Source organism: Leminorella richardii, assembly GCF_900478135.1.
In the GTDB taxonomy this organism is placed as follows: domain Bacteria; phylum Pseudomonadota; class Gammaproteobacteria; order Enterobacterales; family Enterobacteriaceae; genus Leminorella; species Leminorella richardii.
The window spans coordinates 2,908,806-2,927,654 of record NZ_LS483470.1 but is presented as its reverse complement, the minus strand read 5'-3'; the positions used below and the strand labels follow the sequence as shown (position 1 = coordinate 2,927,654).

Genomic DNA, 18,849 nt, shown 5'->3' with positions numbered 1-18,849 from the left:
GATCGTACAGGGGGACGATACCTCAGCGGCACTGATACAGCGACGGCTCGCCTTCTGGACGGGTTTTAAACCGACGGTGAAGCCACATGTACTGTTCCGGCGCAAGCATGATCTGTTTTTCAATCGCCCGATTCATAAAGGTGGCGGCTGCCTGTTCGTCGTCAATTGGGAAGCCTTCCAGCGGTGCGTTGACAACCACGGTGTAGCCGCCGTTGTCTCTGTTTCTCATTGGCGTAAAGGGGATCAGCTGTGGTCTGGCGGAGCGAACCAAAATGCTGGTGCCGATAGTGGTAGCGGCTTTCTCAACGGCGAAAAACGGCGCGAAGACGCTGTTGCGCCTGCCGTAGTCGTGATCCGGCGCATACCACAGCAGCTCTCCCTGCTTGAGAGAGCGGATCATGCCTTTAATGTCTCGACGGTCGAGCATGTACTTGTTGGAACGCAGCCTGCCCCAGGTTTGCAGCCAGTCCATCAGTCGATTGTCGTGAGGGCGATAGACGCCGACGCCCGGCGTGTAAAGGCCGACGATCCGAGCGCCAAGCTCAAGGGTAAGGAAATGGATGCCGATAACAATGCCGCCGCGCTTTTCTTTTGCGGCGTTCAGCAGGTAGTCAAGGCCCTGCACTTTACACCAGCGCTCAATGCGCCAGTTAGGCCAAAACCAAGCCATACCGGTTTCAAACAGCGCCATACCGGTAGACTCGAAGTTTTTGACCAGCCACTCCTCCCTTTGCTCAACGCTGGCGTCGGGAAAGCAAAGTTCGAGATTGCGCCGGGAAATAACTCTTCTGCGCTTCATCAGGCGCTTGGCCAGATGCCCCACTTTTCGACCCAGCCAGTTAATGGTCGGATAGGGCAATAGCGTAATGGCGTACAGCGCACCAATGCCCAGCCACAGCGTCCAATACCGTGGATGCAGGAGGTCGTGGGTAAAGTGTGGATGAACGTGATTCTTTGCCATGACGAAATTTTATTAAAAAATAATATCGTTAGTGTAACGATATTTTTATCTAATGCCTATTTCCACTGAGCGAATTCCTACGCTAATCCTGCAGCAAGTGGGCTAGCGGGTCGGTAATGCATAGCGATCCTGTGTGAAAGACACCATGAAAGAATCGCAGCGCGCTGTGGTTATGATAAACTTCCGCCATTCACGCAGTCCTCGTTTTGGGAGTTTGGGATGAAAGTCATGTTACCCGATTTTAGCCGCGCTAGCGTTATGGTGGTGGGCGACGTTATGCTCGATCGCTATTGGCACGGGCCAACTAGCCGCATATCGCCGGAAGCGCCAGTGCCAGTGGTGAAAGTCAATACGGTAGAAGATCGCCCCGGTGGCGCTGCCAACGTTGCGATGAACATTGCCTCTCTGGGGGGCGGTTCCCGACTGGTCGGGCTTACCGGTATGGACGAAGCGGCCAGAGTGCTGAATACGCGTTTGGACGAAGTGAACGTGCGCTGTGATTTTGTGACTGTGCCATCCTGCCCAACCATTACCAAGCTGAGAGTGCTTTCCCGCAACCAGCAGCTGCTTCGCTTAGATTTTGAAGAAGGCTTTGAAAACGTCGACCCGCAGCCGATGCTCGATCGCGTCCAGCAGGCGCTGCCGCAGTTGGGTGCTTTGGTGCTGTCTGACTATGCCAAAGGCGCGCTTAACTGCGTCCAGTCCTTGATTGCTCTAGGGCGCAAAGCGGGCGTGCCGGTGCTGATTGACCCTAAAGGCTCGGACTTTGAGCGCTATCGAGGCGCAACGCTGCTGACACCGAATCTGTCCGAGTTTGAGGCAGTCGTAGGGCACTGTAAAACGGAAGAAGAGCTGGTCGTGCGCGGCATGGCGCTGATCGAGCGGTTTGAGTTCAGCGCGCTTCTGGTTACTCGTTCAGAAAACGGCATGACGCTGCTGCAGCCGGGTAAAGATCCGTTCCATCTGCCGACTCAGGCTCAGGAAGTGTATGACGTTACGGGCGCGGGAGATACCGTGATTGGCGTACTGGCCGCCAGTATGGCGTCCGGTCTTTCGATGGAAGAAGCCTGCTTTATGGCAAACGCGGCGGCTGGCGTCGTGGTCGGTAAACTGGGGACGTCGACCGTTTCCCCCATTGAGCTGGAAAACGCTATTCGCGGCCGAGCCGATACCGGCTTTGGCGTCATGGACGAAGCGCAACTGAAGCAGGCTGTCGCCCACGCTCGTCGTCGCGGTGAAAAAGTGGTGATGACTAACGGCTGTTTTGACATTCTGCACGCTGGGCACGTTTCCTACTTGGCTAACGCGCGCAAGCTAGGAGATCGTCTGATTGTTGCGGTAAACAGCGATGCTTCTACCCGCCGTCTGAAAGGCGAAACGCGGCCGGTAAACCCGCTGGCGCAGCGCATGATTGTGCTGTCGGCGCTGGAGTCCGTTGACTGGGTGGTCTCTTTTGAAGAGGACACGCCGCAGCGCCTAATCGCTGACGTTCTTCCCGACCTGCTGGTGAAAGGCGGCGACTACAAGCCGGAGGACATTGCCGGAAGTGAAGAGGTTTGGGCGGCGGGCGGCGATGTTCGGGTGCTGAACTTCGAAGACGGCTGCTCCACCAGCAATATTATTAAAACCATTAGGGAGCGCGGCTAAACGTACCGCACAGCATGAGCGAGTTAAAGCAGGAACTGGGGCTGGTTCAGGGCATCGGGCTACTCTCGACGTCACTTTTGGGCACTGGCGTATTTGCCGTACCGGCGCTGGCGGCTCAGGTTGCCGGCGGCGACAGCCTGTGGGCGTGGCCGATACTGATCGCACTGGTGTTCCCTATCGCGATTGCGTTCGCTGAGCTGGGGCGCCATTTCCCCAATGCCGGCGGGGCAGCGCACTTTGTCAGTCTGGCGTTTGGCCCCCATATGGCGAAGGTAACCGGGTGGCTTTTTCTTTCGGTCATTCCCGTTGGGCTTCCCGCTGCGCTGCAAATAGCGTCTGGCTTCTGGCAGGCGGCGTTTGGTTTTGACGGCACTGGTCTACTTATGGTGCAAATTGCCACGCTGCTGATCGTCTGGCTTCTTGGTATGCGCAGCGCCGGCTCCAGCGCCAACGTTCAGGTGGTGATTGCCGTTCTGATTGTCGCGATGGTTATTGCTATTTGGTGGCGAGGCGGTATTACTCCGACTACCGTTCCTTGGCCTGCGGTGTCGTCGATATCCGGCGGTACGATGTTTAACGCGCTGGCGGTGATGTTCTGGTGCTTTGTTGGGCTTGAGGCATTCGCTCATTTGGCGGCGGAGTTTCGCCACCCTGAAAGAGACTTTCCCCGCGCGCTGTTGATTGGCCTACTGTTGGCTGGAGCCGTGTACTGGGGATGTACCGTTGCGGTGCTGGCTTTCGGCGCTTTTGGTGGGGAGATGGCCGCAGCGGCTTCGCTGCCCTCCATTGTGGTGAAGCTGTTTGGCAGTAACGGACTGTGGATCGCCTGCATTATTGGCTATCTGGCCTGCTTTGCCAGCCTGAATATTTACACCCAAAGCTTCGCGCGCCTAGTGTGGTCACAAAGCTACGAGCATCGTCCGAAGGCTTGGCTGGCGCAGCTTTCTCGCTCTCATTCTCCACTAAATGCTCTGACGCTGGTGCTAATCTGCTGTCTGATTTCTTCCCTGTTAGCCTATTGGCTAGCGCTGCCGCTGGACGCGCTGATTGTCTATGCAAACGGCATTTTTGTCTTTATCTATCTACTGTGTATGCTGTCAGGGTGTCGACTGCTGAAAGGGCGAGCCAGACTGATGTCTATCTTTGGTAGTGTGCTTTGCCTGCTGCTTTTAGTGATGATTGGCTGGAAGGTTCTCTACGCGATTGCCGTGTTTGCTGCGCTTTGGCTGGTGCTGCCGAAGGGAAAGAAAGCCTAAAGGTGAGGGCGCTTAGTTGATACTAAGCGCCTGAAAAAGCCGGTTACTCTCCGCGGCTTTTTGCTTCCAGCTCGGCGAGGCGCTTTTCTAAGGCGGTCAGCTTCTCGCGGGTTTTCAGCAGAACCTGAGTCTGAATGTCGAACTCTTCGCGGCTCACCACGTCCAGCTTGGCCAACTGGTTTTGTAGCCCCTGGCGGATTTTCTTTTCAACTTCATCGCCCAGCTCGCGGATGCCCTTTGGCATAGACTCGTGAATTTGTTTGGCAATCTGTTCAATTTTCTGCGGATCGATCATCGGGCTACCCTTTCATTGGTTGATGGCCATTGCTTGATGGCGTCTCTTTTCTCCCTTTGGCGGAGAGCGTTCAACGGCGGCGATAGGCGCGTCAGCGCAAATAGCCGCCTGTGAGTATACCCATTTACACGCCCAGTGTCTGCGTTTTCGCAAACGTTGCTCACGCCTGAAATTAGCGTTATAGTAGAGCCGCTTATTCTCAGGGCGGGGTGAAAGTCCCCACCGGCGGTAAACCATAAGGCGTAGCCATATGGAAGCCCGCGAGCGCTTGGGTTTGACAAATTCAAACTTAAGGTCAGCAGATCCGGTGTAATTCCGGGGCCGACGGTTAAAGTCCGGATGGGAGAGGGTAACGATAACGGGTCAAGCGTTCGCTTGCCTCTCGTTATTTCGGCTATACGCCGACTTCCTAAGCTGCCCTGATTCTGGTAATCCACAATTTAAAAGAGGTTATTTTTTACCATGAATCAGACCCTACTATCAGAATTTGGTACTCCTGTTGAGCGCGTTGAATCCGCGCTGGCTGCGCTGCGTCAAGGTCGCGGCGTGATGGTGCTTGATGATGAGAGTCGTGAAAACGAAGGCGACATGATTTTTGCCGCCGAAACCATGACCGTTGAGCAAATGGCGCTGACCATTCGCCACGGCAGCGGCATTGTTTGTCTCTGTATTGACGAAGCGACCCGCGATCGTCTAGAGCTGCCGATGATGGTACCCGCTAACTCTAGCCGCTATCAGACTGCGTTCACGATCAGCATCGAAGCTGCCGAAGGCGTTTCTACAGGCGTTTCCGCGAAAGACCGTGTAACCACTATCAAGGCTGCCATTGCTGACGGCGCAACGGCTGCCAGCCTGCACAGCCCGGGTCACATGTTCCCGCTGTGTGCCCGTACGGGTGGTGTACTGACGCGTCGCGGACATACTGAAGCGACTATCGATCTGGTGACGCTGGCTGGCTTTAAGCCTGCAGGCGTGCTCTGTGAGCTAACCAATGACGACGGCAGCATGGCTAACGCACCGCAGGTGGTTGAATTCGCCAAGCAGCACGACATGCCGGTAGTCACGATTGAAGATCTGGTTGAGTACATTGCGCAGAACGCGAAAAAGGCCAGCTAGTCAGTCTTAACGGGCATGATGAAAAAAGCCGCAAAGCGGCTTTTTTATTTTCTGGCGTAGCTTCATATCACTTAGCTGCGCCTGTCACTACACCGTCCACATCTGCAGCAGCATCAGGCTGATGCCCATTACTGACATACCGCACAGGATGCCGTAGCTGGGATTGTTGTTAGGGTCGATTTCTTTGGCCAAAGGCATCAGTTCATCTACAGACAGTGCCACCATAATGCCCGCAACGGCAGACATCACCGACGCCATAATGACTGGCGAAACGTTAGGCCCAAGCAGAAAGAAAGCGAACAGGCCACCGACGATTTCCGCTACGCCGGACAGCCCAGCCCACAGCAGCGCAGTGGATTTTGAACCGGTTGCCGCATAGACAGGGCCAGCAACAGCCAATCCTTCGGGAATATTGTGAATAGCGACTGCCATAGCGATACCGAGTCCCAGCTCCCAGTTGGTGCTGGCGGTGACAAAGGTGGCGATCCCTTCAGGGAAGTTATGCAGACTGATGCCCAGCGTAAGCAGGATAGCGGTGCGCTTCAGGCTGCGGGATGGCTTTTGCCCGGGCATCAGATCGTGTGCGTGCTGATGCGGCAGCAGTCGATCCAGCAAAAAGTACCCTAATAGGCCAAAGATAAACATGCTGTAGCCAAGCACTGGCGACATCCCCGGCGTTCCCAGAGAAGCGGGCAGCATTTCCATTAGCGAAATGAGCAACATGATCCCGGCGGCAAAGCCAAGCGCAAAGGCCAGCAGGCGGTTAGACGGCTTTTGGCCGACGATCCCCAAAAAGGCGCCGATAAAGGTTGAGCCTCCGGCAAGTAGGGTAAGTATCAACGGAACTGACATATCACATCCTTAAATGATAATAATTATCATTCAATAATCTAGCAGAGCGGGAGAAAAAAACAAACATGTTGAGATCGATTTATTTAATAGGCGCTGTATAGCATTGTTGTTCAATTTTTTTGACTGAATGTGTCGTAGTTATCGTCTATCAAAATAAGCGGCATAGGATAATAATGGCCTCATCAGGCGAACACATATCGAACGAGTTCGCTTTACCCTACTGAGTAAAGTCGATTATCTCCCGCAGTGCAACCAAAAAGCTGATTGGGAACGCGCCTTTACGGATTGTTAAGAACGATGTAAACGCTGACAGAGGTGACGCAATGAACACTAATTTTATGCCGGCTCTGTTTCTGGGACACGGCAGCCCGATGAACGTTCTGGAAGATAATGAGTATACTCTGGCCTGGCGTCAACTGGGTGAACATTTGCCCAGGCCTAAGGCCATACTGGCGATTTCTGCCCACTGGTATACCCGCGGCACGGCGGTAACCGCCATGGAGAAACCAAAGACTATCCATGACTTTGGCGGATTCCCTCAGGCACTGTTTGATACTCAGTATCCGGCCTCTGGTTCGCCCGCGCTGGCAGAGAGGGTCGCTCAACTGCTGTCTCCTACGCCGGTGACGATGGACAAAAGCGAATGGGGTCTGGACCACGGCGCGTGGGGCGTACTGATCAAAATGTATCCCGATGCTGATATTCCCGTTGTGCAGCTGAGCGTTGATGGTACACAGCCTCCTCTTTATCACTATCAGCGGGGCCAAAAGCTGGCCGAGCTGCGGCGCGAAGGGGTAATGATTGTCGCCAGCGGCAACGTAGTGCACAACCTGAGAGCGGTAAAGTGGCAGGGGGAAAGCGAGCCCTATGACTGGGCGGTGCGGTTTAACGACTTTGTTCGCAGCCAGCTGATGGAAAAGGGCGAGCCTCATCCTTTGGTCAACTTTATGCAGCATCCGGATGCCGCCATGTCAAACCCGACGCCGGATCACTTCTTGCCGCTGCTGTACGTGCTGGGTTCACGTCGAGAAGGTGAGACAACAAGTGTACCGCTGGATGGTATCGATATGGCGTCGATTAGCATGCTGTCAGTGCAGATTGGCGAGGCCTAAAAACAAATACGCCCTGAGAGTTCAGGGCGTATTGAGGCTTTTCTTTTTGGACTAGTCCAAAATAATATGCGGGTAGTAGCGAGAAAGATCCTGAGTGATCAGGCTGCGGTCTTCTCTGATCCCCATCCCGCAGGGTTCATCATTAACCAGCCAGCTGCCGATCAGCATGTAGCTGTCGTTAAAGCGCGGTAGCTGATGGAACTGCTGAATGATAAAGCCTTCTTCACCGTACGGGCCATCCACGCTGCAAACGTCTTTGCCGTTTTCTACGATGCGAATGTTTGCGCCTTCGCGAGAAAACAGCGGCTTAACCACGTAGTGGGAAAGCTCAGGATGCGGCTCATCGCTGAAGTAGGAAGGCAGCAGGTTAGGATGGTTAGGGAACATTTTCCACAGCATCGGCAGCAGAGCCTTGTTAGAGATAATGCTCTTCCATGCAGGCTCCAGCCAGCGCACACCGGCGTCAGTCAGCTTGGTTGAAAACATTTCTCTAAACATGAATTCCCACGGGTACAGCTTAAACAGGTTACCGATAACCTGATCTTGGGTGTCGGTAAACTGCCCCTTTTCGCCAAGGCCAATCTCTTCAATATAAAGAAACTCGTTAGGCAGTCCGGCTTCGTTAGCGCAGTCCTGAAGGTACTGGACGGTGCCGCGATCTTCTTCGGTATCTTCACAGCAGGCAAAATGCAGCAGGTTAAAGCCGTGGCGGGATTTCAGCTCCGCGAAGCGCTCTATCAGTTTGTCCTGCAGGCTGTTGAACTGGTCAGCACCCTGGGGCAGTTTGCCCGCAGCGATTTGATCTTCCAGCCACATCCACTGAAAGAAAGCGGTTTCGTACAGAGACGTCGGCGTGTCGGCATTGTTTTCCAACAGTTTGGCCGGGCTCTTTCCGTCATAGGCCAGATCGAGACGGGAGTAGAGCGACGGCTGCTGGGTTTTCCAAGAGCTTCGCACGAATTCCCAGCAGTGCTTTGGAATGCTGAAACGGGTTAACAGCTCTTCGCTGTCGACCACTTTCTCGACCACCTGAAGGCACATCTCGTGTATCTCGGCGGTTGCGTTTTCCAGCTCTTCTACCTGCGCCAGCGTAAACTGATAGTAGGCGTCTTCACACCAGTACGGTTCGCCGTACATGGTGTGAAAATTAAAGCCAAACTCGGTGGCTACTTCGCGCCAGTTTGGGCGCTCGCTGATTGATTGACGAATCATGCTGGCCCTTAACCGCCGTAAGAGCGGCTGCCGCCTGAACGGGAGCTGCTGCTGGCGCTGCTGCGAGCCGCTGCGTTCTGCTTGGCTACGCTTTCACCAAAGCCGCCGCGGGTTACAGTAGTCGTGGTAGCAGGCTTAGGCGCCAGAGCGCTTTTGTCTACTTTCATGGTTCTGCCAGTGGTGGCGTTACCAAAGCTCTTGCCGCTGGCGTCAACAAACTTGCCGCGAGCCGGGCTGTTTGGTGAATTGGAGGTAAACAGCGGTGACTGAGCGTAGCTGCCGCTCATCATGCGACCCATCATGTAGCCTGCCATCAGAGGCATCCAGGTGCTGTGAGAAGACTGGCTGGAGGACATGCCCGCCTGTGCCGGCGTTTCTACACACTGAGATTCGCCAAATTCCGCTACGCAGTCTGCTCTGGAAGCATACTTAGGCGCTGTTTTCACTGCTTCAGCCTGTGCTGCGTTGTAGGCGGTGGTGCACTGTTCCGCCATAGACGGGTTAACTTGCTGGCACTCTTCCGCATTTTTAAACAGAGAAACGCTTTCGTCAGCCTGCTCACAGCCTGACAGCATAAATACGGCACTTACCGCTAGCGCAACGGGCGCAACGCGATAGATTGGGGATGCTTTACGAAAAGAGTCACGGTTAATGTGTTTGGTGCGCTTCATGATTTCAGTCCTAGTAGTAAATGCGAAGTTTGATGACTGCATTTCTTGGTCCCGGCACGGCTTTATAATGTGCTCAAGGCGATGAGCCTAAAGACAATGCGCCAAATATGCCGTTTTAGCAGTCGGGAACCACAGACAAGGCAGGAAAATTCCCTTTAATTAAGCCCCCGTAGAATAGGCGAAATAGCCGACGATTTAAAGCAAAGATGTCCTTTTTTACCGTTTTTCCCGCAGTGAAAAAGACAAAGTGTGCGTAAATTCTCGCTTTAGAAAAAAGATAAAAAAATCCCCGCAAAAAGCAGGGATTTCTATCGTTATGAAACGAACGATTAATTGTGTGTTTTAATCGTTGGGATCGTCGTCGTTGGCTTGCCCAGAGTGCGGTTGAGCGTTGCCAGATCGTTTTCGTTGAGCGTACCCAGCGCGTATTTGATGTTGAGCTGGTTAATCAGATAGTCATAGCGCGCGTTAGCCAACTGCTGCTTCGCGTTATACAGCGTGGTGGTAGCGTTCAGCACGTCAACGATGGTGCGAGTGCCTACGTCATAACCGGCCTGAGTGGCTTCCAGAGAGCTTTCGGCTGAAACGACCGTTTGCTTATAGGCGTTGACCGAGCTGATAGAAGCGGACACGTTATTGTAGGACGAGCGCACGATCTGAATCATTGAACGGTGGGCGCTTTCCAGCGCTTCGCTGGCGCCAACGTAGCTGTACTGCGCCTGCTTGACGCGAGAACTGGTTTGGCCGCCGCTAAACAGCGGGAAGCTCAGAGTAATACCCGCAGTAGTGTTGCCGTTGATGCTGTCGTTAGTGCCCACGGTTCTTGAACCGCGGTAGTCGTTATTTGAGACGCCAGTAGAGGCCGTTAACGACACTGTTGGCATGTGACCCGTTTGCTGTAGGCGAATTTGCTCGCGGGCAACGTCCTGTGCCAGACGCGCAGTCAACAGGTTAAGGTTGCGGCTTTCTGCCTCTTTCAGCAGGCTGTTGACGTCATTTGGGCGTTTGGTGCTAAAGCGTTGGGTATCCAGTGCGCTCAGCTCAGGATAGAACATGCCGGAAATTTGACGCAGCACTTCCAGATAGTTTTCTAGATTATTGCGGGCAGCAACTTCATCGGCCAGCGTTTGGTCATATTGCGCCTGAGCGTTCTGGACGTCAGTAATAGCGACAAGGCCGACATTAAAGCGTTGGCGCGCCTGATCTAATTGACGGTACAGAGCGTCTTTTTGCGCTTCAGTAGTTAACAGAATGTCCAAACCGCGCAGCACGTTAAAGTAAGCGGTAGCAGTATCTAAAATCAGCGTTTGCTGCTGAGCCTGATAGGATACGTCCTGAACGCCGGCTTCTTTCTCAGTGATGTTCAGCTGGCGCCAGAGAGACATATCAAAAATGGTCTGGCTTAACTGCAGCGTCCCGCTGGTAACGTCGGTTTTGTTACCGCTGTTGTCGCGATAGCCGCGGTTGATGTTATATCCGGCGTTAAGGCCTAGCTGAGGCAGCAGGGCTCCGCGGGATTCACTGATTTTTTCGTATGCTGCATCGCGATTGGATTCTACTTTGCGCAAATCGGGGTTGTTGCTTTTAGCCTGCTGGTAGACCTGCATGAGATCGTCAGCGTGCCCCAGTGCACTGAAGCCTCCTAGGCTAAGGCCAATAATCAAAGGAAGCAGTTTTTTCATGGGCGATCCTTGTTGTACAGCATTCGTGTTGTGTTGTCTGACTGTGACATAAATATAGACGCAAATTCTACCAGAGTATTCGTGATAATAAAGGTAGCTTTATGTGCCATAACGGTATTATTTACAGAAAAATTACGCGTTTTTTGCATTTACCTGTTGAAGTTGCCGCAGGTAGGCCATCAAATAGCGTCGGTTGTGAAATTTAACTCAGCAAAGAGAAGCTTGATGACGCTATATAAAAAAACACCCGTAACGCTGAATAACCGCGACGTAGAAATTATTGCACAGAAACCGCTTTATCGCGGCTTCTTTTCGCTAGTGGAATACCGTTTTCGCCACCGCCGCTTTGATGGCTCTATGAGCGAAGAGGTGACGCGTGAAATTTTTGAGCGAGGCCACGCCGGCGTTCTGCTGGCTTACGATGCTCGCCGAGATGAGGTGGTCTTGATTGAGCAAATCCGCATTGCCGCGATGGAAACCAGTGAAACACCGTGGCTGTTGGAAGCCATCGCCGGAATGATAGAGCCGGGCGAAGACGTCGAACAGGTGGTGCGCCGTGAGGCGCTGGAGGAAGCGGGCATTGAAGTCGGGCGCTGTCAGCCTGTTCTGAGCTATTTGGCGAGCCCCGGCGGCACTTCCGAGCGGCTTTCCATTATTGCAGGGGAGGTGGACGCGTCGAAGGCGAAGGGTATTCACGGGCTGGCGGAGGAAAATGAGGACATCAAGGTTCATGTGGTAAGCCGCAGTCAGGCCTATCAGTGGGTGGAGGAGGGCGTTATTGACAACGCGGCAACCGTGATCGCCATTCAGTGGCTACAGCTTAACTACCTTAAGCTGCAAAAAGAGTGGCTAACTGCTTGATAGCGCTTTATTAGCGAGGCCGGATAATTTTGTCGGCGCCGCCTGTAAAACCGCTAAAGGCTGCTAATATAAAATCAATGATGACCGGAGGTGCGCGATGACAAACCGAATTATTGAAAATATCGTTAGCAGCATCGAGCTGATTACTGACCCTTGGATTGACGCCTCTATCTATGATTTTTTTCATCAGGACGACGCAGTGTCGGAGTTTAGCTATGAAGTCATTGACAATAAGTATGTGGTCGAGGTTTCACTAAAGGGTTCCGAACTGCACGAAATCAAAGAGCACTTTATGACCTTTGTCAGCGTCATGCAGTACGCCTATTTTACCTTTTACTCACGCAGAGCGAACGACCGCATTATTAGCTACCGGCTTATTTCCGGCGGTAGCGATATGAAAGGCTTTTATTGTGAAGTGAACTACGCACACGCTTAAATAGCGCTTTTTCAATTTCCCCTTATGTTTTCGTGGATATTTTGTCGGGCTATTGATGCCCGACATTTTTCATTAAGACGGTTTTTTCTCTCGCCGTTTCTTTATTTCTCACTGGCGTTTCCTTCATAATGACAGCTTATTGAGTGAATGTGTTTGGTTAATGCTGAGTAGAGTGCCCTGTCAACGTTAATCAAGATAATGAGGAGCGTCTGACGTCCTGCCTGAGCCATATGAAGAAGCGATATACCCCAGATTTTCTTTCCATGATGCGCCTGACCGAGGTTAACTACGCGCAGTTGCGGCGTTTGATTCCTCGTGATGAAAAAATAGGCAGTCGCGTTGAGCTACAGGTTGATAATACCGTCTACAGCATTGAGACGCTGGAATCCACGCGTTACACTTCGCTGGTTACCATTAAGCAGGTTCAGCCAAAGGTCAGCTACTGGAGTATGCCGAGTTTAAACGTTCGGCTTTATCACGATGCGCTCGTTGCAGAAGTGTGTTCCAGTCAACAGATCTTTCGCTTTAAAGCAAGTTATGATTATCCCAATAAAAATTTGCACCAGCGCGATGAAAAACACCAAATTAATCAATTTTTGGCGGACTGGCTGCGTTTTTGTCTAAGCGCTGCCCGTTGCCGTTTGCTAAACACATAGAGCAGGAGTTTACTCACCTATACCCACTGTGCTTCAAGATGATTGACGCTCTGAGGGTGTAAATATTTCTGAAGGAAACCTCTTGGAAAGCCTTTTTCAACTCCCTTTGGCGAGTGGGTCCAAAGTGAGAGTATTACAGATTACTGATACCCACCTGTTTTCCGGCGCGGATGAAACGCTTTTAGGCGTGAATACGCTGCAAAGCTTTCACGCTGTCCTCGATGAGATTACCGGGCGGGAGTGCGACTATGATTTGATCGTCGCAACCGGTGACCTCGCGCAGGATCGCAGCTTTGCCGCTTATCAACGCTTTACTGCCGGAATTTCAAGACTTCCTGCGCCGTGCATATGGCTGCCGGGGAACCACGATTTCCAGCCTGCGATGGTTGATGCCATGGAGCTGGCGGGGCTTTTACCGTCTAAGCTGGCGCTGTTGGGTGAAGACTGGCTTGTTATCTTATTAGACAGCCAAGTGCTGGGCGTTCCTCACGGTGAGCTTAGCGACTATCAGCTCAACTGGCTCGATCGCTCGCTGACTCAGTACGCCTCTCGTCACGCGCTGATTTTGCTGCACCATCATCCTTTACCTTCTGGATGTACTTGGCTCGATCAGCACAGCCTGCGCAATGCGCACATGCTGTCTGAGGTGCTCGATAGGCATCCACAGGCAAAAACGCTGCTGTGTGGTCACATTCATCAGGATCTTTCTTTGGATTGGAATGGTCGCCGCGTTCTGGCGACGCCCTCAACCTGCGTGCAGTTTAAGCCTCACTGTACTAACTTTACTATAGATAACCTTGCGCCGGGCTGGCGCTATCTTGACCTTTACGCGGACGGCACGGTTGAAACCACAGTCTGCCGTTTGCAAAGTGATGCATTCCTCCCTGATATGGACTCGGACGGTTATTGATGACGACGCTGCTTTATATACACGGCTTCAATAGTTCCCCCCAGTCGGCCAAGGCGACGAGTTTTAAGCAGTGGCTGGCTGAGCATCACCCTCATATCGAGATGTTGACGCCCGTTATTCCTCCTTTCCCGTCAGACGCCGCCGCTGTGCTGGAGGAGATTGTATTAGATAGGGTAGGAGAGCCGCTGGGCATCGTCGGTTCCTCTTTGGGTGGCTACTATGCGACCTGGCTCTCTCAGTGCTTTATGATCCCTGCGGTGGTGGTTAACCCGGCGGTGAAACCCTTTGAGTGGATACAGGAATACATCGGCAGCAACGAGAATCCCTACACCGGCCAGCAATATGTGATAGAGTCTCGCCACGTTTACGATCTTAAAGTGATGCAGATTGAGCCGCTGGAAGCGCCAGATCTGCTGTGGCTATTGCAGCAAACCGGCGATGAAGTGCTTGACTACAGCCAGGCTGTGACCTATTACACACACTGTCGCCAAACCGTGGAGTCTGGAGGGAACCATAGCTTTGTCGGTTTTGAACACTATTTTCCTGCGATTGTTGATTTCTTGGGGCTTAGTGCGGCTTAATAGTCACCTTCGGCCGGTCAATCAGGGAAAACTCACCGGTGTGTGCCGCTTATCTATACTGAAAGGGATAAGCGCGCCGCGATCGTTTTTTAGATCCAATACTTCTCGCTTTCCCCACTGCGGCTACTTTACAGGTACTCTGCAGTGCGAAAGGTGAGGAATGAATTTAGATTCCAGAAAGCCAAATCATGAGCCAATCCAGTTATAACGCTGACTCCATTGAGGTGCTCAGCGGACTAGAACCAGTACGTCGTCGACCCGGCATGTACACAGAAACTGACCGCCCTAACCATCTTGGGCAAGAGGTTATCGACAACAGCGTGGATGAAGCGCTGGCCGGTCACGCGAGCAAAATAGAGGTTATCCTGCACGAAGATCAGTCACTGGAAGTGATTGACGACGGCCGCGGGATGCCGGTCGATATTCACCCCGAAGAGGGCGTGACGGCGATTGAACTTATTATGTGTCGCCTGCACGCTGGGGGAAAGTTTTCTAACAAAAACTATCAGTTTTCGGGTGGCCTACACGGCGTGGGCATTTCCGTCGTTAACGCCCTGTCAAAGCGCGTTGAAGTCACCGTGCGCCGCGATGCGCAGGTATACAGCATCGCCTTTGAAAACGGCGATAAGGTGCAGGATTTAACAGTGATCGGTACCTGCGGGCGTCGCAACACTGGCACTAGCGTGCACTTTTGGCCTGACGCTAGCTTCTTTGACAATCCGCGCTTCTCAGTCTCTCGCCTAGTACACGTGCTGAAAGCCAAAGCGGTGCTTTGCCCCGGCGTAGAAATCGTTTTTGTCGACAAGGTCAATCAGACCGAACAGCGCTGGTGCTATCAGGACGGCCTGATTGACTACCTGATGGAAGCAGTCAACGGGCTGGTGACCCTGCCGGAAGCGCCGTTTGTCGGTGCGTTCTCCGGTGATGTTGAAGCTATCGACTGGGCGCTGCTGTGGCTGCCGGAAGGGGGTGAAACCCTGAACGAAAGCTACGTCAACCTGATCCCAACGACGCAGGGCGGTACTCACGTTAACGGCCTGCGCCAGGGGCTGCTGGACGCCATGCGCGAGTTCTGCGAGTTTCGCAACCTGCTGCCGCGCGGCGTGAAGCTGAGCGCGGAAGACATCTGGGACCGCTGCGCCTACGTGCTGTCGCTGAAGATGCAGGATCCGCAGTTTGCTGGGCAAACCAAAGAGCGCCTCTCTTCTCGCCAGAGCGCCGCGTTCGTTTCCGGCATTATTAAAGACGCTTTCAGCCTGTGGCTGAACCAGAACGTACAGGCCGCCGAGCAACTGGCGGAGCTGGCGATTTCCAGCGCCCAGCAGCGCATGCGCGCCGCCAGAAAAGTGGTGCGCAAGAAGCTGGTCAGCGGGCCGGCACTGCCCGGCAAGCTGGCAGACTGCTCGTCGCAAGACTTGAGTGTCACCGAGCTATTTCTGGTCGAGGGTGACTCGGCGGGCGGTTCTGCCAAGCAGGCGCGCAGCCGCGAGTTTCAGGCGATCATGCCGCTCAAGGGTAAGATCCTGAATACCTGGGAAGTTTCTTCCGACGAGGTATTGGCCTCACAGGAAATCCACGATATTTCCGTTGCCATCGGTATTGACCCCGACAGCGATGACCTCAGCCAGCTGCGCTACGGCAAAGTGTGTATCCTGGCGGATGCGGACTCCGACGGTCTGCATATTGCAACCCTTATCTGCGCACTGTTTGTACGCCACTTCCGCAAAATGGTGGAAGAGGGGCACGTTTACGTCGCCATGCCGCCGCTCTACCGCATTGACCTCGGCAAAGAGGTTTACTATGCGCTAGACGAAGAAGAAAAGGCCGGCATTCTGGAGCAGCTCAAGCGTAAAAAGGGTAAGCCCAATGTGCAGCGCTTTAAGGGGCTGGGCGAAATGAACCCACTTCAACTGCGCGAAACCACCATGGATCCAAATACTCGCCGTCTGGTGCAGTTAACGCTGGAAGACAGCGACGCCACCATGGCGCTGATGGACATGCTGCTGGCCAAAAAGCGCTCGGAAGATCGCCGCAACTGGCTGCAGGAGAAGGGCGATCTGGTGGAGATCGAGGTTTAATTTGAACGCGAAAGTTAGCCATATGGGCCGCTTTGGCGAGCAAGGAAAAGTCATACTATGAGTGATATTACTCACGACGGCGTAGAACAGCAGCCGCTTCATCAGTTTACCGAGAATGCGTACCTTAACTATTCGATGTACGTCATTATGGATCGGGCGCTGCCGTTTATCGGTGACGGCCTGAAGCCGGTACAGCGCCGCATCGTTTACGCCATGTCCGAACTGGGCCTTAACGCTCAGGCGAAGTTTAAGAAATCAGCGCGCACCGTGGGTGACGTGCTGGGTAAATACCATCCGCACGGCGACAGCGCCTGTTATGAAGCCATGGTGCTGATGGCGCAGCCGTTCTCTTACCGCTATCCGCTGGTGGACGGTCAGGGTAACTGGGGTGCGCCGGACGATCCCAAGTCCTTTGCGGCTATGCGTTACACTGAATCTCGTCTGTCCAAGTACGCGGAGATTTTGCTCAGCGAGCTGGGGCAGGGAACCGTTGACTTCACGCCAAACTTTGACGGCACACTCCTTGAGCCGAAAACGCTGCCCGCCCGCCTGCCGAATATTTTGCTGAACGGTACCACTGGTATTGCCGTGGGGATGGCGACCGACATTCCGCCTCACAACGTGCGCGAAGTGGCTAATGCCGCGGTCATGCTGCTGGATAACCCAAATGCCACTCTTGACGAGGTGATGGGTGAAGTCAAAGGGCCTGACTATCCGACTGAAGCGGAAATTATTACACCGTCTGACGAAATCAAGCGCATTTACCAGACAGGTAAAGGCTCGGTGCGCATGCGCGCGGTATGGAAGAAAGAAGACGGCGAAATCGTGATTACCGCACTGCCGCATCAGACCTCCGGCGCGCGCGTGATGGAGCAAATTGCCAGTCAGATGCGGGCGAAAAAGCTGCCGATGATTGACGACCTGCGCGACGAATCCGACCACGAGAACCCGACGCGTCTGGTACTGGTGCCTCGCTCTAACCGTGTCGATTTGGAGCAGGTGATGAACCACCTGTTTGCCACCACCGATCTGGAAAAAAGCTACCGCATTAACCTGAACATGCTGGGGCTGGACGGTCGCCCAGCGGTGAAAGGGCTGATTGAAATCCTGAAAGAGTGGCTGGTATTTCGTCGCGACACGGTGACTCGTCGCTTGCAGTACCGCTTAGAGCGCGTGTTGAAGCGTCTGCATATTCTTGAAGGCCTGCTGGTGGCTTTCCTGAATATCGATGAAGTTATCGAAATCATCCGTACCGAAGATGAACCCAAACCCGCCCTGATGCAGCGTTTCGGCATTACTGACACGCAGGCCGAAGCGATCCTCGAGCTGAAGCTGCGCCACTTGGCCAAGCTTGAAGAGATGAAGATCCGCGGCGAGCAGGACGAGCTGGCGAAAGAGCGCGACAGCCTTCAGGCGCTGCTGGCCTCCGACCGCAAGATGGGCACGCTGATTAAGAAAGAGATCCTAGCCGATGCTCAAGCCTACGGCGACGATCGCCGTTCGCCCATCGTCGCGCGAGCAGAAGCAAAAGCGATGAGCGAGCACGAGTTCGTACCGTCTGAGCCTGTGACCGTCGTGCTGTCTGATATGGGCTGGGTGCGCTGCGCCAAAGGCCATGACATCGAGCCTTCAGGCCTGAGCTACCGCGCCGGTGACGCCTTTAAGGCAGCTGCGCGAGGTAAAAGCAACCAGCCAGTGGTGTTCCTTGACTCCACGGGGCGCAGCTACGCCCTCGATCCGCTGACGCTGCCGTCGGCGCGCAGTCAGGGCGAGCCGTTGACCGGTAAGCTACAGCTGCCGCCGGGCGCGGGCATTGATCGCGTGCTGATGGCCGCTGACGACAGGAAAATCCTGATGGCGTCCGACGCGGGCTACGGCTTTATCTGTACCTTTGAAGATCTTGTCGCGCGCAACCGCAACGGCAAAGCGATGATTACCTTACCGGACAACGCCAAAGTGCTGGAGCCGATGGAAGTCAACGGCGACGACGATCTGCTGCTGTCCATTACGGCGGCGGGCAGAATGCTGCTGTTCCCGGTAGGAGATCTGCCGCAGCTGTCTAAAGGCAAAGGCAATAAGATCGTCTCGATCCCTGCGGCGCAGGCTGCCAGTGGTGAAGACCGCATTGCCTATCTGATGATTTTGTCACCGTCTTCTTCAGTGACGCTACACGTCGGTAAGCGCAAGCTGCTGCTACGCCCGGAAGACTTGCAGAAGTTCCGCGCTGAACGCGGCCGTAAAGGGACGCTTCTGCCGCGCGGCCTACAGCGAATTGACAGTATTGACGTTGATACGCCGGTTCCGCCATCGGTGGAAGCCACTCCAGCACCGTAACGTCGGTGAGAAAAACAGCGGGCCGTTTCTTGATGAGGAAACGGCCTGTTTTTTATAATAGGCCTCATCGCAGCGTGCGGATTAGCGTAAAATATCCGCGTGTTTTTTTATCGGTTTGGATACCGTTTCTGCCGTTTCACGGGCTAGGGAAGCGGTGCGTTTTCTTTATAAGTCGGTATACTTAGCGAC

17 protein-coding genes and 1 riboswitch are annotated in these 18,849 nt (G+C 53.8%); of the genes, 11 read left to right on the top strand and 6 right to left on the bottom strand.

The genetic code is table 11. The features are described from left to right. Positions 1–22: 22 nt before the first annotated feature. Complete coding sequence (locus tag DQM29_RS13450; RefSeq protein WP_111741162.1) at positions 23–961, bottom strand: Kdo(2)-lipid IV(A) acyltransferase; 939 nt, start codon at positions 959–961, stop codon at positions 23–25. 219 nt (positions 962–1,180) lie between these two features. Between DQM29_RS13450 and hldE the strand changes: the two genes are divergently transcribed. Together hldE and yjeH are read left to right on the top strand one after the other, a co-directional pair. Continuing rightward, the gene (gene hldE, locus DQM29_RS13445) at positions 1,181–2,608 is read left to right on the top strand and encodes a bifunctional D-glycero-beta-D-manno-heptose-7-phosphate kinase/D-glycero-beta-D-manno-heptose 1-phosphate adenylyltransferase HldE (RefSeq protein WP_111741161.1); all 1,428 of its coding nucleotides are present in this window, start codon (positions 1,181–1,183) and stop codon (positions 2,606–2,608) included. Between the two features lie 14 nt (positions 2,609–2,622). Next, positions 2,623–3,864 (top strand): L-methionine/branched-chain amino acid transporter, encoded by a 1,242-nt coding sequence (gene yjeH / locus DQM29_RS13440; RefSeq protein ID WP_111741160.1) that lies wholly within the window; start codon positions 2,623–2,625, stop codon positions 3,862–3,864. A 43-nt stretch (positions 3,865–3,907) separates the two neighbouring features. On the opposite strand, the gene ubiK is transcribed toward yjeH, so the two are convergent. Further along, positions 3,908–4,159 carry a ubiquinone biosynthesis accessory factor UbiK gene (gene ubiK, locus DQM29_RS13435; protein WP_111741159.1) on the bottom strand — a complete coding sequence of 84 codons (252 nt, stop codon included), beginning with the start codon at positions 4,157–4,159 and terminating at the stop codon, positions 3,908–3,910. A gap of 191 nt (positions 4,160–4,350) precedes the next feature. Next, a riboswitch (FMN riboswitch) is annotated at positions 4,351–4,514 on the top strand. A 107-nt stretch (positions 4,515–4,621) separates the two neighbouring features. Between ubiK and ribB the strand changes: the two genes are divergently transcribed. Beyond that, positions 4,622–5,275 carry a 3,4-dihydroxy-2-butanone-4-phosphate synthase gene (gene ribB, locus DQM29_RS13430; protein ID WP_111741158.1) on the top strand — a complete coding sequence of 218 codons (654 nt, stop codon included), beginning with the start codon at positions 4,622–4,624 and terminating at the stop codon, positions 5,273–5,275. An 87-nt stretch (positions 5,276–5,362) separates the two neighbouring features. Here ribB and zupT read toward each other — a convergent pair whose 3' ends face one another. Then, positions 5,363–6,127: a zinc transporter ZupT gene (gene zupT, locus DQM29_RS13425; protein ID WP_111741157.1), complete on the bottom strand. Its 765-nt coding sequence runs from the start codon at positions 6,125–6,127 to the stop codon at positions 5,363–5,365. A gap of 323 nt (positions 6,128–6,450) precedes the next feature. Between zupT and ygiD the strand changes: the two genes are divergently transcribed. Continuing rightward, on the top strand, positions 6,451–7,239 hold the full coding sequence (gene ygiD, locus DQM29_RS13420) for a 4,5-DOPA-extradiol-dioxygenase (RefSeq protein WP_111741156.1): 789 nt from the start codon (positions 6,451–6,453) through the stop codon (positions 7,237–7,239). A gap of 51 nt (positions 7,240–7,290) precedes the next feature. On the opposite strand, the gene DQM29_RS13415 is transcribed toward ygiD, so the two are convergent. The 3 genes from DQM29_RS13415 to tolC all read right to left on the bottom strand — a co-directional run bounded on the left by DQM29_RS13415 (position 7,291) and on the right by tolC (position 10,804). After that, positions 7,291–8,451, bottom strand: coding sequence for a glutathionylspermidine synthase family protein (locus DQM29_RS13415; protein WP_111741155.1), 1,161 nt, complete (start codon positions 8,449–8,451; stop codon positions 7,291–7,293). An 8-nt stretch (positions 8,452–8,459) separates the two neighbouring features. Continuing rightward, positions 8,460–9,122: a DUF1190 family protein gene (locus DQM29_RS13410; RefSeq protein WP_111741154.1), complete on the bottom strand. Its 663-nt coding sequence runs from the start codon at positions 9,120–9,122 to the stop codon at positions 8,460–8,462. A 329-nt stretch (positions 9,123–9,451) separates the two neighbouring features. Beyond that, positions 9,452–10,804 (bottom strand): outer membrane channel protein TolC, encoded by a 1,353-nt coding sequence (gene tolC, locus DQM29_RS13405; protein WP_111741153.1) that lies wholly within the window; start codon positions 10,802–10,804, stop codon positions 9,452–9,454. 225 nt (positions 10,805–11,029) lie between these two features. On the opposite strand from tolC, the gene nudF reads away from it, so the two are divergent. The 7 genes from nudF to parC all read left to right on the top strand — a co-directional run bounded on the left by nudF (position 11,030) and on the right by parC (position 18,660). Further along, positions 11,030–11,665 carry an ADP-ribose diphosphatase gene (gene nudF, locus DQM29_RS13400; RefSeq protein ID WP_111741152.1) on the top strand — a complete coding sequence of 212 codons (636 nt, stop codon included), beginning with the start codon at positions 11,030–11,032 and terminating at the stop codon, positions 11,663–11,665. Positions 11,666–11,762: 97 nt separating this feature from the next. Then, positions 11,763–12,101: a hypothetical protein gene (locus DQM29_RS13395; protein ID WP_111741151.1), complete on the top strand. Its 339-nt coding sequence runs from the start codon at positions 11,763–11,765 to the stop codon at positions 12,099–12,101. A 230-nt stretch (positions 12,102–12,331) separates the two neighbouring features. Beyond that, positions 12,332–12,757, top strand: coding sequence for a DUF1249 family protein (locus DQM29_RS13390; RefSeq protein WP_111741150.1), 426 nt, complete (start codon positions 12,332–12,334; stop codon positions 12,755–12,757). 82 nt (positions 12,758–12,839) lie between these two features. After that, positions 12,840–13,667 carry a 3',5'-cyclic-AMP phosphodiesterase gene (gene cpdA / locus DQM29_RS13385; RefSeq protein ID WP_111741149.1) on the top strand — a complete coding sequence of 276 codons (828 nt, stop codon included), beginning with the start codon at positions 12,840–12,842 and terminating at the stop codon, positions 13,665–13,667. Further along, positions 13,667–14,248 (top strand): esterase YqiA, encoded by a 582-nt coding sequence (gene yqiA / locus DQM29_RS13380; protein ID WP_111741148.1) that lies wholly within the window; start codon positions 13,667–13,669, stop codon positions 14,246–14,248. Before cpdA ends, yqiA begins: the two co-directional genes overlap by 1 nt. 188 nt (positions 14,249–14,436) lie before the next feature. Beyond that, the gene (parE, locus tag DQM29_RS13375; protein WP_111741147.1) at positions 14,437–16,326 is read left to right on the top strand and encodes a DNA topoisomerase IV subunit B; all 1,890 of its coding nucleotides are present in this window, start codon (positions 14,437–14,439) and stop codon (positions 16,324–16,326) included. Between the two features lie 57 nt (positions 16,327–16,383). Next, entirely contained in the window at positions 16,384–18,660 is a 2,277-nt protein-coding gene (gene parC / locus DQM29_RS13370) for a DNA topoisomerase IV subunit A (protein ID WP_111741146.1), read from the top strand. The last annotated feature ends 189 nt before the right edge of the window (positions 18,661–18,849 follow it).